The sequence below is a fragment of the Arundinibacter roseus genome, assembly GCF_004348825.1.
GTDB classification, from domain to species: Bacteria; Bacteroidota; Bacteroidia; order Cytophagales; family Spirosomataceae; genus Arundinibacter; species Arundinibacter roseus.
Genome location: NZ_SMJU01000001.1, coordinates 114,049 through 133,451, shown reverse-complemented (window position 1 = coordinate 133,451; position 19,403 = coordinate 114,049). Strand labels below are relative to the sequence as shown.

16 protein-coding genes are annotated in these 19,403 nt (G+C 47.0%); 7 read left to right on the top strand and 9 right to left on the bottom strand.

The window, feature by feature from the left end; genetic code table 11:
* Positions 1-221: 221 nt before the first annotated feature.
* Positions 222-1,406, bottom strand: a complete 1,185-nt coding sequence (locus EZE20_RS00620; RefSeq protein WP_132113415.1) for a PQQ-dependent sugar dehydrogenase — start codon at positions 1,404-1,406, stop codon at positions 222-224.
* Between the two features lie 190 nt (positions 1,407-1,596).
* Between EZE20_RS00620 and EZE20_RS00615 the strand changes: the two genes are divergently transcribed.
* Complete coding sequence (locus EZE20_RS00615; RefSeq protein WP_132113413.1) at positions 1,597-2,295, top strand: 3-keto-disaccharide hydrolase; 699 nt, start codon at positions 1,597-1,599, stop codon at positions 2,293-2,295.
* A 6-nt stretch (positions 2,296-2,301) separates the two neighbouring features.
* Here the strand turns inward: EZE20_RS00615 and EZE20_RS00610 are convergent, their stop codons facing one another.
* A complete protein-coding gene (locus tag EZE20_RS00610; RefSeq protein ID WP_132113411.1) occupies positions 2,302-2,763 on the bottom strand; it encodes a nuclear transport factor 2 family protein in 462 nt (153 codons plus the stop codon).
* Positions 2,764-2,792: 29 nt separating this feature from the next.
* Positions 2,793-4,760, bottom strand: coding sequence for a sialate O-acetylesterase (locus EZE20_RS00605; protein WP_132113409.1), 1,968 nt, complete (start codon positions 4,758-4,760; stop codon positions 2,793-2,795).
* A 278-nt stretch (positions 4,761-5,038) separates the two neighbouring features.
* Between EZE20_RS00605 and EZE20_RS00600 the strand changes: the two genes are divergently transcribed.
* The 5 genes from EZE20_RS00600 (at position 5,039) to EZE20_RS00580 (ending at position 11,221) form a co-directional block, all read left to right on the top strand.
* Positions 5,039-6,418: a UDP-N-acetylmuramate--L-alanine ligase gene (locus EZE20_RS00600; RefSeq protein ID WP_132113407.1), complete on the top strand. Its 1,380-nt coding sequence runs from the start codon at positions 5,039-5,041 to the stop codon at positions 6,416-6,418.
* A 60-nt stretch (positions 6,419-6,478) separates the two neighbouring features.
* Complete coding sequence (locus EZE20_RS00595; protein ID WP_132113405.1) at positions 6,479-7,081, top strand: LOG family protein; 603 nt, start codon at positions 6,479-6,481, stop codon at positions 7,079-7,081.
* A 76-nt stretch (positions 7,082-7,157) separates the two neighbouring features.
* Positions 7,158-8,678: an OmpA family protein gene (locus tag EZE20_RS00590; protein ID WP_228713502.1), complete on the top strand. Its 1,521-nt coding sequence runs from the start codon at positions 7,158-7,160 to the stop codon at positions 8,676-8,678.
* Between the two features lie 297 nt (positions 8,679-8,975).
* Positions 8,976-9,512, top strand: coding sequence for a DUF4142 domain-containing protein (locus tag EZE20_RS00585; RefSeq protein ID WP_132113403.1), 537 nt, complete (start codon positions 8,976-8,978; stop codon positions 9,510-9,512).
* Between the two features lie 227 nt (positions 9,513-9,739).
* A complete protein-coding gene (locus EZE20_RS00580) occupies positions 9,740-11,221 on the top strand; it encodes a xylulokinase (RefSeq protein WP_132113400.1) in 1,482 nt (493 codons plus the stop codon).
* A gap of 6 nt (positions 11,222-11,227) precedes the next feature.
* Here EZE20_RS00580 and EZE20_RS00575 read toward each other — a convergent pair whose 3' ends face one another.
* Positions 11,228-11,815, bottom strand: coding sequence for a hypothetical protein (locus EZE20_RS00575; protein WP_132113398.1), 588 nt, complete (start codon positions 11,813-11,815; stop codon positions 11,228-11,230).
* A 145-nt stretch (positions 11,816-11,960) separates the two neighbouring features.
* Between EZE20_RS00575 and prfA the strand changes: the two genes are divergently transcribed.
* Positions 11,961-13,034, top strand: a complete 1,074-nt coding sequence (prfA, locus tag EZE20_RS00570; protein WP_132113396.1) for a peptide chain release factor 1 — start codon at positions 11,961-11,963, stop codon at positions 13,032-13,034.
* An 86-nt stretch (positions 13,035-13,120) separates the two neighbouring features.
* Here prfA and EZE20_RS00565 read toward each other — a convergent pair whose 3' ends face one another.
* From EZE20_RS00565 to EZE20_RS00545, 5 genes are all read right to left on the bottom strand, one after another.
* The gene (locus EZE20_RS00565) at positions 13,121-13,594 is read right to left on the bottom strand and encodes a cupin domain-containing protein (RefSeq protein ID WP_132113394.1); all 474 of its coding nucleotides are present in this window, start codon (positions 13,592-13,594) and stop codon (positions 13,121-13,123) included.
* 125 nt (positions 13,595-13,719) lie between these two features.
* Complete coding sequence (locus EZE20_RS00560; RefSeq protein WP_228713481.1) at positions 13,720-14,520, bottom strand: response regulator; 801 nt, start codon at positions 14,518-14,520, stop codon at positions 13,720-13,722.
* A gap of 3 nt (positions 14,521-14,523) precedes the next feature.
* Positions 14,524-16,320 (bottom strand): histidine kinase dimerization/phosphoacceptor domain -containing protein, encoded by a 1,797-nt coding sequence (locus EZE20_RS00555; RefSeq protein WP_132113392.1) that lies wholly within the window; start codon positions 16,318-16,320, stop codon positions 14,524-14,526.
* Positions 16,321-16,398: 78 nt separating this feature from the next.
* The gene (locus tag EZE20_RS00550; protein ID WP_132113390.1) at positions 16,399-16,965 is read right to left on the bottom strand and encodes a thioredoxin family protein; all 567 of its coding nucleotides are present in this window, start codon (positions 16,963-16,965) and stop codon (positions 16,399-16,401) included.
* Between the two features lie 70 nt (positions 16,966-17,035).
* Complete coding sequence (locus EZE20_RS00545; protein WP_132113388.1) at positions 17,036-19,321, bottom strand: PAS domain S-box protein; 2,286 nt, start codon at positions 19,319-19,321, stop codon at positions 17,036-17,038.
* Positions 19,322-19,403: the final 82 nt, after the last annotated feature.

Genomic DNA, 19,403 nt, shown 5'->3' with positions numbered 1-19,403 from the left:
GGAGTCATTCCAATTGTCAGGAATGACTCCTTTTCTATATTTCGTCGTGGTCTTTTGCTTTCCATTTTTTGTAGTAAAGTTAAACGTATAGTTTTATTGAAATGGATAACGATCTATTGGTAAAACCTGCACCCAGGCTAGATATTAACGATAGACCTAAAAAACACTGCCTCCAACGCGGAGACAGTGCCATTCATTGAAACTAATTTAGCAGAGAAACATTATTTTTTCACGATTCTGTAAATCTTACCATCCTGATAATTACAGAAATACAGCTCATTTTTTTCATCGACACCGAACGTAGAAATCGACCCGACTTTTTCTACCAATAGCACGTTTCGGTTAGCTCCATCGGCTTGTGGATCAAGTGCCCAAATACGTCCACTAACGAAATCGCCGTAAATGTACCTGCCCGTAAGATCCGGAGTCAGCGCGCCGCGGTATACGTAACCGCCCGTAACGGAGCGGTCGCCGTTGGATTGGGCGTACTCCCAAACGGGGTCGATCAACCCGGGTTGCTCGCAATTTGATGATGGATTGTAGCAGTCGTCGCCTTCTTTCAGACGCCATCCGTAGTTCCCGCCTTTAACAATGAGGTCAATTTCTTCGGTTTCATTTTGCCCAACATCGGCCGCCCACAATTGATTTTGGGTTTTGTCAAAACTGATTTTCCACGGATTGCGTAGCCCGTATGCATAAATTTCTTCCCGAAATTGCTCTTGATTTCCTGCAAAAGGATTGTCAGACGGAATTCCATAAGCTCCTTTTGCTGTGGAGTTTACGTCTACACGCAGGATTTTACCCAGCAAATTTTTTCGATTTTGAGAATTATTCTGCGGGTCGCCACCGCTGCCGCCGTCACCAGTGGCAATATACAAAAATCCATCAGGGCCAAAGTGCACCGAACCGCCGTTGTGATTGCCGAACGGCTGAGCGTAGGTAAACAAAATCGTTTCACTTTGCGGGTCAGCTACACCGGTGGCCGGGTTGCTCACTTGGTAACGCGCAATGACCGACTCGCGGGGATTATCTCGTGTATAATTTACAAAAAAGTAACCGTTGTTTTTAAAATCAGGGTGAAAAGCCAGCCCAAGCAAACCCATCTCTCCGCCACTTTGCACCTTGCCCGAAATGTCCAGAAAGGTATTGGCCGAAGGGTTGGATTGGGTAGTAGAAAACGAGCGAATCAGGCCGCGCTGCTCAATCACAAACAGTCGATTGCTCCCATCTTCCGCATGCACAAGCTCTACGGGATCTCTGAAAGAAAGTCCCTGAAAAGCTTCTTGTACCGAAAACTGCGCCGGGCCGGTTGGCGTTGGTGTGGTATCTTCCGGTGCATTGTTGCCGCAGGCTATCAGAGCAACTAGTGCTGCCCAAATTGCGCCGGTTTTGATTAGGTATGTCATATTTTTCTCTCTTTATATTTGTAAAAACGTGTTTCCTGATGAATTGTTATTGCCTTGAATGTCAGGATAGATGATTACTGATTTGCCTTAACCAATTTATCATAGACAGATCAAGACTCATTCATTTACATTATACCAACTGCCTAATGCCCTTTTACGGGTATCTCATGATCTGTGAATCTTTATATCTATGAAAAAATCATACCTATTGGGGCTGATAGCCCTTGGTTATTGTTTGTTTTCCTCCAAAAATGCATCGGCTCAATCTCAAAGTCTATTTAATGGAAAAGACTTAAAAGGCTGGCATGCGGATGTGCCGGAAATGGACAAAAATAAGGAAGCACGGCTGCCGTTCGTGGTTCGCGACGGTATGCTTGTTAGTCTCGGCACGCCCGGCGGGCACCTGATTACGGACGCTAGTTACCAAAATTTCCGCCTTGAACTGGAATATCGGTTTGCCGGAAAACCCGGCAACTGCGGGGCGTTGGTGTTTGTATCTACGCCGAGAGCGCTGTACGAGATGTTTCCCAAGTCTATTGAAGTACAGATGATGCACACCAATGCCGGTGATTTTTGGTGTATACAGGAAGATATTGAAGTGCCCGATATGGAAAAACGACGCGGTCCACGTGAGAAGTGGGGTGTAAATGGAGACAAACTCCGGCGCATTCCAAACCTGACTGATGGCTCCGAAAAGCCGGTAGGCGAGTGGAACAAAATGACAATCGAGTGCCTTGGAAATACTATTAAAGTTTGGGTGAATGATGATTTTGTAAACTACGGATATAATGCGACCGCTGCTACCGGACAAATTGCCCTGCAAGCCGAAGGCTCCGAAGTTGAGTTTCGGAAGGTACTTTTAACCCCAATAAAAAAATTAAGCAAATAAGTTAGCTCAGGGAGGCGTACAGCCCTCATTTTCAATACTATATGCAAGCGAGGCAATGCGCCAGCCATTGGGAGTGAGCAGCAGCGTAAAAATATCTATGCCGCAATGCGAGAAAACGTCATTGACCCATAAATCATACGGTGCCCAAATCATCGCCGTACGGTTGTGCACCTGCACGACCACACCCTGACTTTTCATGCGTTCTTTAATAACTGTTCCGGGTCGAAAGGTATCTGTAAAAGGCGACCGGTGGTTAATGACAGATTGAGCGTATTTTTCACGAACCGTGTACACTTTTGCCGAAGGAATAAACAGGGCTCGAAAAGCAGTTGAATCGCCTTTTTCCAAAGCCGCAAAAAAATCGTGCGCTACCTGAATCACTTCTTTTTCAGGATCTTGCGCAACTGCTTTCTGCTGGACTATAAGTACAGAAATCAGTAGCAAAAGTTTCGTAATTATTGGCTTCATAGAAAGTTCTTTTAATTGATTATAACGCTTTACCGAAACTTCACACCTTCTGTTTTACCTTTCCAATTGTCGGTTCGAAAAGGCACCGCCGGCAGGCCTTCGACATTAAACAGGTTATTATCCAGCGGCGAATTGGCCCACCCATAGCGCACCGCAGCGGGTTGTGGCACGTCGGGATGCGATACCACTACTTTGTTGCCTTCGATGCGGGCCGGAGCATAGTAGAATTTTTGATCTTTACCCGCAATCTCAAACCCTTTCAGATACCCATAGCGATCTTTTATAACGAGTCCGCTGCCCGTATGTTCAAAAGAAATAACGGCTTTGCCATCGGCAAACTGCGCTTCTTTATACATCGGTCCGCTGTGGACGAGCTCTTGTCCGTAGGCTACTTTCAATGCCGAAAGCGCCAGACGTTTGCCCACGTCTTGTTTATTAGTCGGATGAATATCGTTGGGATTTCCAATGTCGGTTGTTACGGCCATGCCCGTATTGGGCAGGCTGAGCGTCATAGTTTGGGCTTCCCGCAGTTCGGCCCATTCGCTGCCCTGATTGCTGTTTTGAAAAGGTCCGTAGGTGGCGAGCTGCACAAAAAGAAAGGGGAAATCATAGCCCCAGTCTTTGCGCCAGCTACTAATCAGCAATGGAAAAGACTTGCGATACTCGTAGGCCCGCCCGGCGTTGCTCTCGCCCTGATACCAAAGCGCACCTGCAATTGTATACGGAATGAGCGGCGCAATCATGGCGTTGTACAGGGTTGTCCCCACATTATTCATCAGACGAACGTAGGAGCGGGGGGCTTTCCAGGATGGCATCATGCGCCAGCGTTTGTCTTGCAGCAAAACTTTTTTACCGGCACCTGCCACCGAAAAATCTGCTCCTGAGCCCGAGAAGGCCATTTGTTGTCCGGTAGAATTTTCAGTAGGTTCAATTTTCAGCACCAACGAATTGAATCCTTTTTGCCAGGTACCAGCCGGGATTTTCAGTTCAATCGATTGAGTAAAATTCCCTTCCTGCATTTTTTTTCCATTGATAAAAAACGAAACCCGATGGTTGATTCGACCAAAGTTCAAGGTTGTTTCCATGGCGGCAAACTCCTCGGGAATGTCCACTGTTCGTTGCAGGTAGGCGCTTCCGCGAAAAGCCCACACGCCCTGCCAGTCCCAATTCGTCGCCGGATCAACCGTTACTTTCCATGAAGTAAAGTCGTAAATTGGGGTAGTATAGGCAGATTCGTCAATAGCATTTATATCAAAATCGGCCTTTCCGTACAGCTGCGAAATAAGTTTCCTTTCCTGATTTTGGGCATCCTGCTCCCAGGTTCGGGCCATGGTTTTTGGGTATTCGCTTAATACGTCAGAATCGGCCATGGCTTTTTCGCTAATCCAGCCCTCTACCTGCGAAGCACCCCAGGAGGAGTGAATGAGGCCCACGGGTACGTTTAGGTTCTGACTCAATTCGCGCGCAAAGAAATAACCCACTGCCGAAAAACTGCCCACGGTTTCGGGAGTAGTTAGCTGCCAGCTGCCTGCCTCAACGTCGCTTTCGGGCACAAAACTCAACGTATGCGGTATTTCTACGTGCCGGATTGTCGGAAAATTTGCGCTCGCCATCTCGCTTCGGGCGCTATCTGCCTGCCTGACGCGCCACTCCATATTCGACTGCCCCGATAGCAGCCACACTTCACCCAAAAGAATGTCTGAGAAAAGAACGGTTTGCTTTTTTGTTTTAATGCTCAATTCGTACGGGCCTCCGGCAGGCATTGCGGGAAGTTGCGCCTTCCACTTACCATCAGCGGCGGCTTGGGTAGTCACTTTTTGTTGGTTTAAAGTAAGTTCTACCTTGTCACCTTTGGAAGCCCAGCCCCAGATTTCGATGGGTTTATTGCGCTGCAAAACCATGTGATCGCCAAAGATACGGGCCACCCGCAACTGAGCCTGAGCCAGCGTGCTTAACAGAACTAAGAAACCGACAAGGAAATGTAATTTTAGTCGCATGAGAGAAAGGTCCGTTTGATCTGTTTAATTATTGACTGGTTTTTTATATATGTAGAAGCAGAATTGGTTAAGAAAATAATCAAAAAATTGAGAGTGGACGAAATCAGGGGCTTACGCACTTCCTTTTCAGCGCGGCTCTGTGCAGTAGAATTAGAGCGCCATCTTAAAAAATCTTTATAACTTCGGCTCCTAATCTAAGAATGAATGTTCGAAAGTGGGCAAGAGCGGTAAATCATCCGTCCAATTCCCTTTTCAAATCTTCCTGTTTCCTACTACTTATGAGTCAACAAAAAATACACTTTATCTCCATCGGTGGCAGTGTTATGCACAACCTGGCGCTGGAATTGAACCGCAAAGGATTTCAAATTACGGGCTCCGACGATGAAATTTACGAACCCTCCCGCTCACGATTAGCCAATCAGGCGCTGCTTCCTGCCGAAATGGGCTGGTTTCCAGAAAAAATTACGGCAGATTTGGATGCGGTTCTTTTGGGTATGCACGCTCGTCCCGACAACCCGGAACTGCTCAAAGCCAGGCAGTTGGGCATTCCTGTTTATTCATATCCTGAATTTGTTTTTAGTCAAAGTATTGATAAGCAGCGAGTTGTGATTTCCGGAAGTCACGGGAAAACGACAATTACGTCTATGATTCTGCACGTCATGCGGCTCTGTCAGCGAAAATTCAATTACCTCGTTGGTGCGCAGTTGGAAGGTTTTGATCACATGGTGCGGCTCGATGCCGATGCACCTGTCATCATTATTGAAGGTGACGAATATTTTACTTCTCCTGACGACCCCACGCCAAAGTTTTTGCACTATCAGCCGCATATTTTACTCGTGAGTGGCATTGCGTGGGATCACTTCAATGTATATCCAACCTGGGAATCGTACGTCAGGCAGTTTGAAATCCTGGCTGATTCGTTGCCTCGGGCGGGCGTAATGGTGTTTGATGAAACGGATAATATGCTGGACGTGATCGGTCAGAAAGAGCGGATGGACGTTACTAAAATTCCTTACGAAGCGCATCCCTACAAAGTACGCGACGGTCACACGTATTTACTTACCAAAACTTTGGGCGAAGTGCCGCTTTATATTTTTGGCGAGCATACCATGAAAAATATCAGCGGTGCAAAAGCCGTTTGTGAGCGTTTGGGAATAACGGATGAAGAGTTTTACGGTGCCATTCAAACTTTCAAAGGCGCGGCCAAACGCATGGAAATGCTGGCCAAAGCACCGGGAGTGAATGCCTACCGCGATTTTGCCCACGCACCTTCAAAGGTAGAAGCTACCACGCGGGCCGTAAAGGAGCAGTTTCCGAAGCGCCGCCTTGTGGCCTGTACCGAGCTGCATACGTTTAGCAGTCTTAATAAAACCTTTCTCAAACAGTACCGTCACAAACTGGAAGCAGCCGACGTTGCCGTTGTTTTTTATAGCCCCGACGTAGTAGAACACAAGCGATTGGAGCCTATATCGGCAGAGGATATTCGTGCGGCATTTAAACGGGACGACCTTTTTGTTTTTACAAAACCCGAAGAATTGGTTGGTTTTCTGAAAGAACAAAAATGGGTGAATACGAACCTGCTGATGATGAGTTCAGGAACGTTTGGCGGGTTGGATCTGAAAAAACTGGCTCAGGAATTAATCTCTGAGGAAGCTTAAAATTAACTCTCTTTTTACTTCAAAGAAGAGGATATTTACTTATAAAAAATAAAAAATACGATGAAATCAGTTGTGGTATATTGTGGCTCCAATCCTGGAAATAAGCCTGTATATAAAGACGTTGCCTATGATTTAGGAAAAAAACTGGCAGCCAAAGAAATACTCACAGTGTACGGCGGTGGAAACCTGGGCCTGATGGGAACTGTGGCCGATGGCGTGCTCGAAAACGGCGGGCAGGTAACGGGCATTATCCCGAATTTTCTGGCCAAACTGGAAGTTGCCCACAAAACCCTGACTGAGCTGCACTTTGTAGATACAATGCACGAGCGTAAGGCGAAAATGGTGTCGATGTCGGACGGTGTCATTGCGCTGGCTGGCGGCTATGGTACACTCGATGAATTGTTTGAAATTTTGGCATGGTCTCAGCTAAAGATTTTTCATGGTCCGGTTGGCGTGCTCAATACGAATGGCTTTTACGATCACCTGATTGCGCATGTAGACAAAATGACCGAAGAAGGTTTTCTGCGGCCCGAAAACCGCGACTTGATGCTTGTGGCAGATACGGTCGATGAATTGCTCGAAAAGATGGAGACATTCTTCCTGCAAAAAGCAGAAAATAAGCCGCTCGACCATACGTTGTATGTTACAAAGCCCAATGCCTGACCTCATGAAAATTTCGGTATTTACATTTTTGCCCGCTGTCCTATGTCTTTCTTTGCCACTTCTGGCCCAAACCGGAATGGTTGAAAATTTAGGTAAAAATGTAAATACCGAGTACAACGAAATTGCGCCCGTAATTTCACCGGATGGCAAAACCCTCTATTTTTCAAGAATCAGTCATCCGCAAAATTCTTTTGGTGATAAAGGAAGTCAGGATATCTGGTTTGCCGAATCGGTCAATGGGCAGTGGAGCCTGGCCCGACGGATTCCGACCCCGATCAATAAAGAAGAATATAACAGTTTATACAGCATCACACCCGACGGAAATACCATGCTGATTAAGGGTGCTTACACCAACGGGCGCTACGAAACCCGGGGCTTTTCGACGAGTCAGCGACTGGCGAGAGGCTGGGCACCGCCACAAAAACTTGATATTCCGGGTTACGAAAAAATGAGTAAAGGGCAGTTTGACTGTGGCTTTTTGTCGAATGACGGCAAGGTTCTGATTATGGCTTTTAGCGAAAAAAAGAACAGCAAGCAGGATGATATTTACGTAAGTTTTAAACAAAAAAATGGTTCCTGGACCAAACCGCAGAATCTCGGTCCGGAAGTTAATACCGACCAATTTACCGAAACAACGCCTTTTCTGGCCGCAGATGGCGTTACGCTCTATTTTTCAAGTGATCGGACCGGCGGGCAGGGCAGCAACGATATTTACTTTACCAAACGTATCGACAAATCCTGGAAACGCTGGTCGAAGCCGGTAAACCTGGGGCCGGGAGTAAATACGGACGGCTATGACGCCTACTACACCGTGTCTGCCGTAGGAGATTATGCCTACCTTACTTCCTTCAAAGGCACAATCGGTAAGGGTGATGTGGTACGGATTAAACTAGGAGGGGGCTCCGGCAACGAAACAAAAGATCCGGCACAACCTGCCACGCCTGCGCCGGATCCGGTGGTGATTATCAGTGGAAAAGTGATTGATTCAAAAACCGGAAAACCTGTCGTAGCCACAATTATTTATGACGACATGGCCAATGGCGAAGAAGCAGGCACGGCTACGACTAATCCGACTACCGGCGAATATAAACTAGTGCTTCCCTATGGCAAGAAATACAGCATGCGGGCCGTGGCTCCCAACTTTATTGCGGAAGGAGAAAACGTAGATTTAACGGATTCGGTGGCCGCTATTCAGGGAAAAGGGTTCAGGGAAATTGCCAATAAATCATTAAAACTTATCCCTATTGAGGAAGGGCAGATTGTGCGCCTAAACAATATTTCTTTTGAATTTGGTAAAGCTGCGCTGCGACCTGAGTCTTTTCCCGAACTGGATCGAATTGCCCTCACTATGACTCAAAATGTAAAACTCATCATTGAGCTGGGCGGACATACCGACAATGTCGGGAGCGATGCTGCAAACTTGCTGCTCTCGCAGGATCGAGCTGATACAGTGCGCGAATACCTGATTGGAAAAGGCATTGAACCTGACCGCGTAGCTAGTAAAGGCTACGGCGAAAGCCGTCCCGTAGCGACCAATGACACTCCCGAAGGTCAGGCCGCCAACCGCCGGGTTGAATTTACGATCTTGAAAAAGTAAGGGGCTGTTTTTGCCCATACTATTCTGATTGATAAGTGCTTGCCTGCTACATTGTAGCTGTATCGTAGATTCTTCAGTACAGATTTCTTCCATAGTCATGTTGAAAAATGTCATCAAATTTTTGAAAGTTACTTGTTTTCTGTGCTTTCAATAGTCTGATTCCCTTTAAAAGCACATGTATTTTGATTTGCAGGATCAATATACGTTGATGGCATACTTATTTATGAAACTTAATAGCTGATGCACCCCAAGTGATGCATCGATGTCCTATTACGTTCAAATTAATAAGAAAAAAGTATGAAAAAGCTGAAATGGAATCTATTGCTATTGGCCGGAATGTTTGTTGCCGTTTCCTGTAAGGATGATGACAACGACGACATGATGGTATCAGAGGTTGACAGGGAGTTTGCGATGGCAGCAGCAGAAACCAACTTGATGGGTGTTCGCACCGGACAGCTTGTAGCGACCAATGCAGAATCTCAGGATGTAAAAGACTATGGAGTCAGCATGTCGGAATACTACAACATGGCGACTACGGATTTGGGAACTTTGGCTCAGCAAAGTGCCATCACACTTCCTACAACATTAGGAACTATGAATCAGGAGGCGTACACGCAGCTTTCGGGCTTACAGGGCGCACGGTTTGATTCTGCGTACATTGATTGGGCCGTCCGTTCAAATCAGCAAAGCATTGCTACTCTGAAATCACACCGTGATTCTACCACAAGTGCGGCATTCCGAAGCTGGGTTGATGCCCGAATCAATACTCTTGAAGAAAATCATGAAACAGCCATGTCGATTCAGGAATCTATGATGGTTAATACAGGAAACTAAGAAGCCTGTCCTGTTTTAATTCTAAATAAAAAACTACCCAACTATCCGCAGCACATAGAAATTGTGCAGGATAGTTGGGTAGTTTTGTTTTTGCAGGAAGTAGTCCTACATCTGGTTTTGGAAGGAAAAGCCAGGTACAAAATGGCTGGCAGGCTGGCAATCGCTTGCAAAATGCGTGTTGGGCTTTGTACCTTTACGATCTACACTCCTATAACCCCACAATTCTTATGTACTTTCTTGGATTTGACGTAGGCAGTTCTTCCGTAAAGGCGTGCCTGCTTGCGGCTGATACGGGGCAAGTGGTTGCCTCTGCTTTTTTTCCCGAAACCGAAATGCCAATCAATGCGCCTCAGGCGGGTTTTGCTGAGCAGCAACCCGAGCAGTGGTGGCACAATGCCTGCCTTGCAAGTAAGGCCGTGATGCATAAGTCAGGCGTCGCACCCGACGCAGTAAAGGCCATAGGTATCTCCTATCAAATGCATGGCCTGGTGGTAGTAGATAAAGAAATGCAGGTACTTCGGCCTTCCATTATTTGGTGCGACAGCCGGGCTGTTGGCGTGGGGAAAGCCGCTTTTGAATCGCTGGGATCGGAGGTAGTACTGCCGCATTTGCTCAATTCACCCGGCAATTTTACTGCTTCCAAACTAGCCTGGGTTAAGCAAAACGAACCGGATATTTACGCGCAAGTACATAAATTTATGCTCCCCGGCGACTACCTCGCTGCCCGCATGACGGGCGAAGTAGCCACTACACCTTCGGGTTTGTCTGAGGGTATTTTCTGGGATTTTCTGGACGAGCAACCCGCTGGTTTTCTACTTGATCATTTTGGCTTTGAAGCCGACCTGCTCCCGCAGGTTTTTCCAACCTTCGGCGATCAGGGGCACCTGACGGCGCAGGCAGCCGAAGCGCTGGGTTTGGCCGAAGGCACTCCTGTTACCTATCGGGCAGGCGATCAGCCTAACAATGCGTTTTCGCTCAATGTACTCGAACCGGGTGAAGTTGCCGCCACGGCGGGCACTTCGGGCGTTGTATATGGCGTGAGCGATCAGTCCAAATTTGATGCTGAGTCGCGGGTCAATACATTTTTGCACGTCAATCACCTATTAGGAACGCCGCGCTATGGCGTCTTGCTGTGTGTCAATGGTACAGGAATTCTGAATAGCTGGATGCGCAATACGTTGCTGCAAGGTAGTGTATCGTATCCCGAAATGAACAATTTGGCCGCGCATGCCCCGATTGGCTCCGACGGGCTGCTGTGTTTGCCATTTGGCAACGGTGCCGAACGTATGCTGTGTAATCAGGATCCGGGCGCTACCTTTAAAGGTTTGCAGTTTAGTCGTCATTCGCTGGGGCACGTGGTTCGCTCGGCGCAGGAAGGCATCGTATTTGCGCTTTACTATGGCATGCAGGTGATGGAAACGCTTGGTGTGTCGCTGAAAAATATCAGGGCAGGAGAAGCGAATATGTTCCTGAGCCCTATTTTCAGAAATACGTTTGCGGGCGTTTCGGGCGCTACCGTCGAGCTGTATAATACCGACGGTGCACAAGGTGCCGCCCGGGCGGCAGGATTGGGCGCAGGCTACTACAAAAACCGTAGCGAAGCGTTCGTAGGGCTTTCTGCTGTGCATACGATTGAGCCTGACATTAAAAATAAAGATGCTTATCAGGAGGCGTATGCACGCTGGAAAGATGCCCTGAGTTTGTCGTAAGAGGTATTATTTGTTTAATTTTTTCGCGTCCAGCTTTTTTATTACGGCTTTTTTATCAAAAAGTACCCTCCACACCGCGAAGGGTACTTTTTGATTTTCAAAGCAACTTTTACAAATCGGACTTGTAGCGGCTACCGGCGCATTGTAAACCAGTAACGTATCATTCAGTTTTTGTACATTATCAGACTGAGGCAGGTTATTTTCGGCATTGTAGAGGTAGGCATCAAGCAGTTCCCGTTCTTTTTGTGAAAGCTTTGGATTGGTAATATCGGCTGGGCCTACAAGCTCAATTTGTACGCTGTACTCTCGATTCAACGCCGCAATGAGTGGTACTTTTTCTAAATCTGCACAAATCGTGAATGCCTGATCGGGGCTCTGATTCAGTTCTTTTTCAAGCGATTTTTGCGCCACTGCCGTCATTTGCTTGCCCCATTCATCAAGGGTTGCGATGAGTTGCGTATTGGTTACACGTTTTATTTGCATGGTTTTCATTTCCTGAGCAAGCTCCTTCGTGTTGCCGACGCGATCTTCGGAATTACAGCCAATCAGGAAGATACTGAGAACTAAGACAGGAAGAAATAAGCGATTTACCATAACTCTATGTAGTGAAGATTTGGAATGTAAACAGGTAACACGGTTTCGTCAGGCGATTGTTTTATACAGAGTTGGAAACAGAAGCCCGCCGCATTCGTGACGCTAAATTACGTATCTTTGCGTCCCGAAACGATACAGAAAAAAGATGCTTGATAAATTAGAAGCCTTAAAAGAACGATTCCAGGAAATTGGCCAGCAGATTATTCAGCCGGAAATTGTCTCCGATATGAAGCGGTATTCAAAACTCAGCAAAGAATACAAAGACCTGGAACGGATCGTGGAACAATATGATGCCTATCAGAAAGTACTAAAAGATATTGCCGGAGCCAAGGAGCTCATTACCACCGAAAAAGATGAAGATCTGCGGGAAATGGCCAAGGAGGAACTTACCGAACTGGTGCCCAAAAAAGAAAGTCTCGAAACGGCCATCAAAGAACTCCTGATTCCGAAAGACCCCAACGATAGCCGAAATATTATTCTGGAAGTCAGAGGTGGAACCGGTGGCGACGAAGCGGCCATTTTTGCCGGAGATTTGTTCCGGATGTATCAGCGCTACTGTGAGCGCATGGGCTGGCGCTTGTCGGTAATGGACTATACCGAAGGAACTAACGGAGGCTACAAGGAAATTGTCTGCAAGGTAGAAGGCGATGATATTTATGGCAAACTGAAATTTGAATCGGGTGTTCATCGCGTACAGCGCGTGCCCGCTACGGAGTCGCAGGGACGGGTACATACCTCGGCGGCAACGGTAGCGGTGCTTCCCGAAGCCGAGGAAGTTGACGTAGAAATTAACATGAACGACGTGCGCGTGGATACGTTTCAGTCGTCGGGCGCCGGCGGGCAGTCGGTTAATACGACCTATTCGGCTATACGGCTCACGCACATTCCGTCGGGTTTGGTCGTCAGTTGTCAGGACGAACGCTCACAGTTAAAAAATAAAGACCGGGCGTTGGGTGTGTTGCGGTCGCGGTTATATGAGATTGAATTGAAGAAACGTAACGACGCCATTAGCTCACATCGCAAGTCGATGGTAGGCAGTGGCGACCGCTCCGACAAAATCCGGACGTACAATTATCCCCAAAGCCGGGTGACGGACCACCGCATCGGCTACACAGTATATAACCTGCCGATGGTAATGGAAGGGGATATAGGTGATTTTATTGAGCAGCTACGCATGGCCGAAAACGCCGAACGCATGCAGGAAGGAGATACTATTTAACGAGTTTCCTGCAACTGGATTATTTGCAGTCAGTTAGTTTTAGTTGTTGCAGATCAGGTACTTGTGTCTTCTGGCAGGTGCATAAATTACTTAGCAGGTGCGCGACCACAAAGCTGCTGACTGAGACGGGCAAAGAAGAAAATGATTGTTTTTTGAATACCAACAGAAAATCCTTTGCCCGTATTTTTCCCCGAATCCATGACGGTCAGCATTTCCGGCATTGGCATATCTGCTGACCGGCAAGGGGCAAACATCTGGAAATAAATCAACTCCTCCGAAAAACTCAGGTTGCCGTGCGCATGCGGCAGCCCGCCGGGAAATATGATCCTTCCTCCGGCCCGAATCTGTCCTGTTTCACCTCCGAGCGTATACGAAAGTGTACCATACAAAACATCGATTATTTCGTCACAGTGCGCGTGAAGGTACGGCTGAGGAAGTACGAGTGCGGGCCGCACCACCCGACGCAAAGTGGTAAATTGCCCACCTTGATTTTGGGTAGTTTCCACAAGTTCGATGGTTTCATCGCTGGAATTGAGAAAGCTAGGCAAGGGATAAGTCATCCTTTTTATACTACATGTTTTGGGGATTAATATACAAAAAGAATAGTGTTCGCAAGTGACAAATAGTAGCGAAAGAGTTAACCATGTATGTCAATGGCAGAAAACGGCACGTATCGGACGAAATCTTAACGAAAATCGAACTGCCGAAGAAATTCATCTTTGTAATTTCGACCCAAAGGAATCTCATGATCTCCAACCTTGATTTCATAGTCATTAAACGACTCCACCCGGTCGAGGTTGACCGCAAACGAGCGATGCGTCCGGATCAGGCGTGGCATATTTAACCGATCTAAAATTGCGCTCAGCGACTGCCGGATGGCGAGTTTTTGATGATTGGTCTGTATGACCGTATAGTTATTGTCAGCTTCCATGTACAGAATGTCCCGTAGAATAATCTTGACAAATCGGTAGTTGTTTTTTACAAAAATATAATCATCAACCAACAGGATTGAATCCCGTGTGGGGCCTTCGCGGTTTTCGGTTACTCGGTCCGGGGGAGCGTCCGCCGGAATTGTCATGAGTTGCGCAGGGCTATTGCGCAGGGCAAAATTATTGATCGCCATTTCGATAGAAAGACGCAGGCTATTGAGGTTGTAAGGTTTGGGAATATACGCCGCCGGGTAGGTTCTTTTGGCTCGCTCAATGGTATCCTGATCGGATAAGGCAGTGAGATAAATGACCGGAATTGCCCGAATGGCAATAATCCTGCGCACGGTTTCGATGCCGTCCCAGTCTCCTTTAATATTGATGTCACAAATCAGCAAATCCACCGACTCTCGCTGAAAAATGGTGAGCGCCTGCTGCCCGTTGTTGGCTGTGCCCGCAATGGTGTAGCCCTCCATTTCCAGGGTTTCGCTGAGTTCCATGGCCAAAATTGCCTCATCTTCTACGAGTAAAATTCGGATAGGTGCGGGGTTCATCATCATAGGTCAGGCCGCTTTACGTAAAACTTGTTCGGTAATGTGGAGCTTGTAATAGGTGCCATTTTTATTGCCGATTTGGTATTCTCCTCCGGTTTGCTCGCTGAGGTTTTTGATCAGCCGTTTGCCAAAAGAGCCTGTGTTTTGCATCCACTGTGCTTCGTTAATACCCGGACCGTTGTCTTCAATTTCGAGCGTCAGGCCATTTTGGCGGGTGAGAGAAATAGAAAGCATGGGCACCTGCACGTCTTTGTAGGCATATTTGAATGCATTGGTAAGCAATTCATTGAGAATTAGTCCCACCGGAATGGCCAAATCAACGTCGAGTTCTTTTTCCTCAATGCTGAGTCTCAAATCAAAATTATTTCGCGAATAGCCATAGGCCAGCATTAGGTTTTCGATCAGATCAATACAATAGTCGCGCATATTAATAGTTGTAAGCAAATCGGTTTGGTACAGCCGCTGATGAATAAGCGACATGGCTTCTACCCGCTGCTGACCCTCCCGAACGGCCCGCGCCGCCGACTCTTCTTCCATGCGGTTGGACTGTAATTTTAATAAACTCGACACAATCGCCAGGTTATTTTTGACGCGGTGGTGAAGTTCTTTCATCAGCAATTTCAGCTGTTCTGATTGCTGCGTGATTTTTGCTTTGCTCCGGCGCAGCCGCACAAACTGCCAGAAAAGTAATCCAAGTAACGCAAGCACACCTGTCAGAGAGGCCAGCAAAAGCCCCAACTGCTGCTGTTTGGCTTCATTGTCGGTGCCTAGCTCCTGAATCTTCTCTTCTTTTTGGCGGGTTTCAAATTGTGTTTCAAGCCGGGCCACTTCCCGTTTTTTTTCCAGGTCAATGACGCTATCCCGATTTTGAATGGCGAGTTTGTAAAAATCGTAGGCTTTTTTGTAGTCGTTTTGTTTGGCGTAGATTTCGTGGTAGTTTGTATAAATTGTTTCCAGAAAACTAAACTGTTTGAGCGAAGCGTCCGTCGTCACCATGCGGAGTGCTTCGTCGTTTTGTTGCAAGGCTTCGGCATAGTTGCCTTTGTCTTTTAAGGTTTTGGGAAGATGCATCCGTACAAAAAGCAGAAAGTAATTGTTGTTGGTACGCAACGCAAATTCCTGCACCTCATGGAGTCGTGCCAAAGATTCGTCGTAGCGGCCCATTTTACGCAGAATGATGGCTGAGTTAAAATTAGCCGTCTGAACCGACTCTTCATTACCAGTTTTCAGATAAGCCTGCCGGGCCTTTTCTATGAAGTGAAAGGCCTGCGGCTGATTTCCTCCTTTTCCATTGATATTGGAAAGTTCATTATACACATTACCGTATAGTTCGTCGGACAAGCCAGGCGTAGCTTCCAGGATTTTGAGCGCCTGCATGGTATATTTTCGGGCCGATTCCAGTTCGTTTTGGTCAAAATAAATCTGCTCCATACGCAGCAGGGCATCTACCTGCATTTCCGGATTATTTAGTTTTTTGAATCCTTCAAATGCTTTTTGATAAGCCGCAACAGCGCCGGTACCATTTTCGCGGGCTTGTTCAATAATCCCGCTTTCACGCCAAAGTTTGGCGTCAATATAGGCTGATCCCAGCTTTTTATTCAGGGTCAGAGCGGAGCGCAGCAGTTGAGATGCTTTGGAAAAATCTTTATGATTGAAAGCTGTATTGGCTGCCAGTTTTCCGATGGCGAGCGCCCGCACCGAATCGTCGGGAATACGCTGCAAAGAGTCAGGAACCTGCGCTGCTGAGAAGCAGAACAGGGCGGTACACAGGTAGAGGATTCCTGCCAGAAAAAGAATTTTATTCATGAGAAGTTTACGTCGAGCAAAAGGTATAACAACTCCGCCTAAGCAGGGGAGGTTGATATAGTAAAGATGCTCGCTAAATTATTCTCCTGCAAATTGTTGGGGGTAGGTTTCGGCCTTAAACTTTTCAAAAGGAACATTTTTATAAAAATCTCCCCCAAAAAAAGTAATGATCTCGTGAAATTCACGAGCCTTGAAATAGCCGGGCAACGGCTGAATCATGTGCAGATTTTCGTCCAGAAAAACCGTAGACGGATAGCTCAGTTTGTTTTGTAACAGACTTGCCGCAAACTGATGAACGCCGCTGTTCCCCTGCGCAACGAACACAAATTTTTGTCCGCCAAACTCCACGTCCTCCCGTTGCTCAGCATTGAATTTAACCGGATAATAATTCTTATTGATGTACTCAATCACCCGCGGGTCGGTATAAGTTTCGCGGTCCATCACTTTACACCATCCGCACCAATCGGTATAGACGTCAATCAGCAGTTTGCGTGGCTGAGTTTGTGAAAGAGCATAGGCCTGCTCAACGGTCAGCCATTCGAGCTTGGGTGGTTTGGGACGCTCTGTTACGGTTTCGGCGCGCAACGCCATGAATAGGGCGATCAGAACAATGGCAAGAACAGCACCGGTGAGTAAGCGTACCATACAAGAGTTTTTTAGAAAATAAATTTTAATTGCTAACAGTCTATGATCAAATTTCGTGCCGCAGACATGATCAATGCAGCCGTTTGATTTTTTTATGAATTGTAAAATAGAAGGTACTTCCTTGCCCTGGCGCAGACTCTACCCGAATCGTACCCCGATGACGCTCTACAATTTTCTTGCAAAGAGCCAACCCCAGTCCAGTACCTGAATACTCTTCTTTTTTATGAAGACGTTGAAAAATAATGAATATTTTATCGAAGTAATTGCTATGAATCCCGATGCCATTGTCCTTGATAAAAAACTCGTAATGAGCATCTTCCAGGCGGTAGCCAATCTCGATGATGGGCTCTGCACCTTGTTTATATTTGAGTGCATTGCCCACAAGGTTGTGAAAAACCATGTAGAGCATTGTCTCAGAGGCATGTAATCGTGGCAAATCACGAACAATAATCTTTGCTCCGGTCTCCTGAATGGTCTGTCCGAAGGATTCAATTACGGCCGTTACCAACGCCTGACTATCAACGGATTTAAGCGTAAAATTGTCGTTGCCGATGCGGGCATATTGCAGCAAATCCTGAATCAGGGTTTTCATGCGGTTGGCCGCGCGCGTAACCGTGGCAATATAGGTGCGGCCCGTCGTGTCAAGTTGAGCGCCATAGCGGGCATCGAGCAGTTCCAGAAACATGGTTACCGTGCGGAGCGGTTCCTGCAAATCGTGAGAGGCGACATAGGCAAAGCGTTCCAGTTCGGCATTGGAAACACTTAGATCTTCGGCGCGTTTGGCCAATGCTTCGTTGGCTTCCTGCAACAGTTTCTCGGTGTGTTTAAGCGCTCCAATGTCTCGACCTTCGGGAATAATAAGCGTAACAATTCCGTTTTCGTCCCGGACGGGTTTTAGCGAAAAGTCAATAATCGTACTGTCATTCTGTTTCCCGGCAATTTCCAGTTCATGGCGTATGAACTCACCCTTGGCAGCCCGGGCGATATCCTGCCGAATCTGCGTTTGAATGGTTTCCGAATACGACACCCACGGAGCTTCCCACAACGGTTTGCCGACCACATCCTGCATTGTAATCCCCGCAAAAGCAAGGGCGGCTTCATTGACATCGACCAGTAAGCCGTCGGGAGTCATGATGCCGATAAACTGGTACATGGAATTAAATACGGCCTTAAAGCGCTGCGAAATCTGCCGCTCGGCTTCTTCCATCTGTTTGCGTTGCTGCTGATCTGCATGCGTCCCAATCATACGCCGTGCCATGCCATTGGAATCAATATCGACGACCATGCCGCGATCCAGAACCCAGGTATAGCTTTCATCTTTTTTCCGAACCCGGTATTCAACTTCAAATCTTTCCTGCTGTCCTTTCAGATATTGAATCAGTTGTGCTTTTACGACCGGGAGGTCATCCGGATGGACACGACTTCGCCATGTATCAATATCATCGGGTAATTCGTAGTGCTCAAACCCGAGGATGCGCCGACAGTGAGGCGAAAAGTAAATTTCCTGTTTGGCGATATTCCAGTCCCACACACCCAGGCCGGAGCCTTCGAGGGCGAAATTCCAGCGTTCTTCCGTTTTTTTGAGCGATTGCTCAATACTTTTCAGCTCCGTAATGTCATTAAAAGACGTAATGACGGCCGTTGGAATCGCTGAATTATTATCAAAAATAGGCTCAGAATTAATGCTAATCCAGGTAAGATCACCATCGGGCTTGTACACACCCATCACTACATTTCGCTGCGGAAGTCCCGTGCCAAGGCTAACCATAGACGGGTGCGTTTCGCCGGGAAAAGGGCTTCCGTCTTCATGAATACAGCGCCAGCGTGGATCGACCGAAGAGCGCCCAAGCATTTGATCGCGCGTTAGCCCCAGGATACGCTCAGCTGCCGGATTGCACAAAATAATATCTGAGGTTTCTGTCTGAACGGTGATACCTTCGGATAATGATTTCAGGAAAGAGGCGTACTGCTCCTGTTGTAGAAGCAGCGAGGCTGATAAAAGCTTTGAATCCGAAATCAGATCAAAAAGAAACGCATAGTGAGTCTGTTCAGAAAGCTCTTGCCTGAGCTGATAAAAATTACAGGAAAGTAACTGAATGGTTTGATTCGGCAAATGATGACTTACCCGTCCCTTCCACGAACCTTCGAGCGTTAGGGTTTCAAAAATATTTTCAAAAGTTAAATCAATACATTGAAAGGGAATGGTCTGAACAAGGGAGCTACCAATGCAGGTTGATCCGGCTATTTGAAAAACGTCTTCCGCTGCCGGATTTATTCCTAAAATCCTGAACTCGGCATCCGTAATAATCAGACCTTCTGTTGAATGGGTATAAAAGAACTCAAAAATGTCCTTCATAGAAAATTGGGAGGATTCTATTTAACTGTACGGGCAATGTGCTACATATATTTCATTAAAGTAACACATTTTCTACAATGGT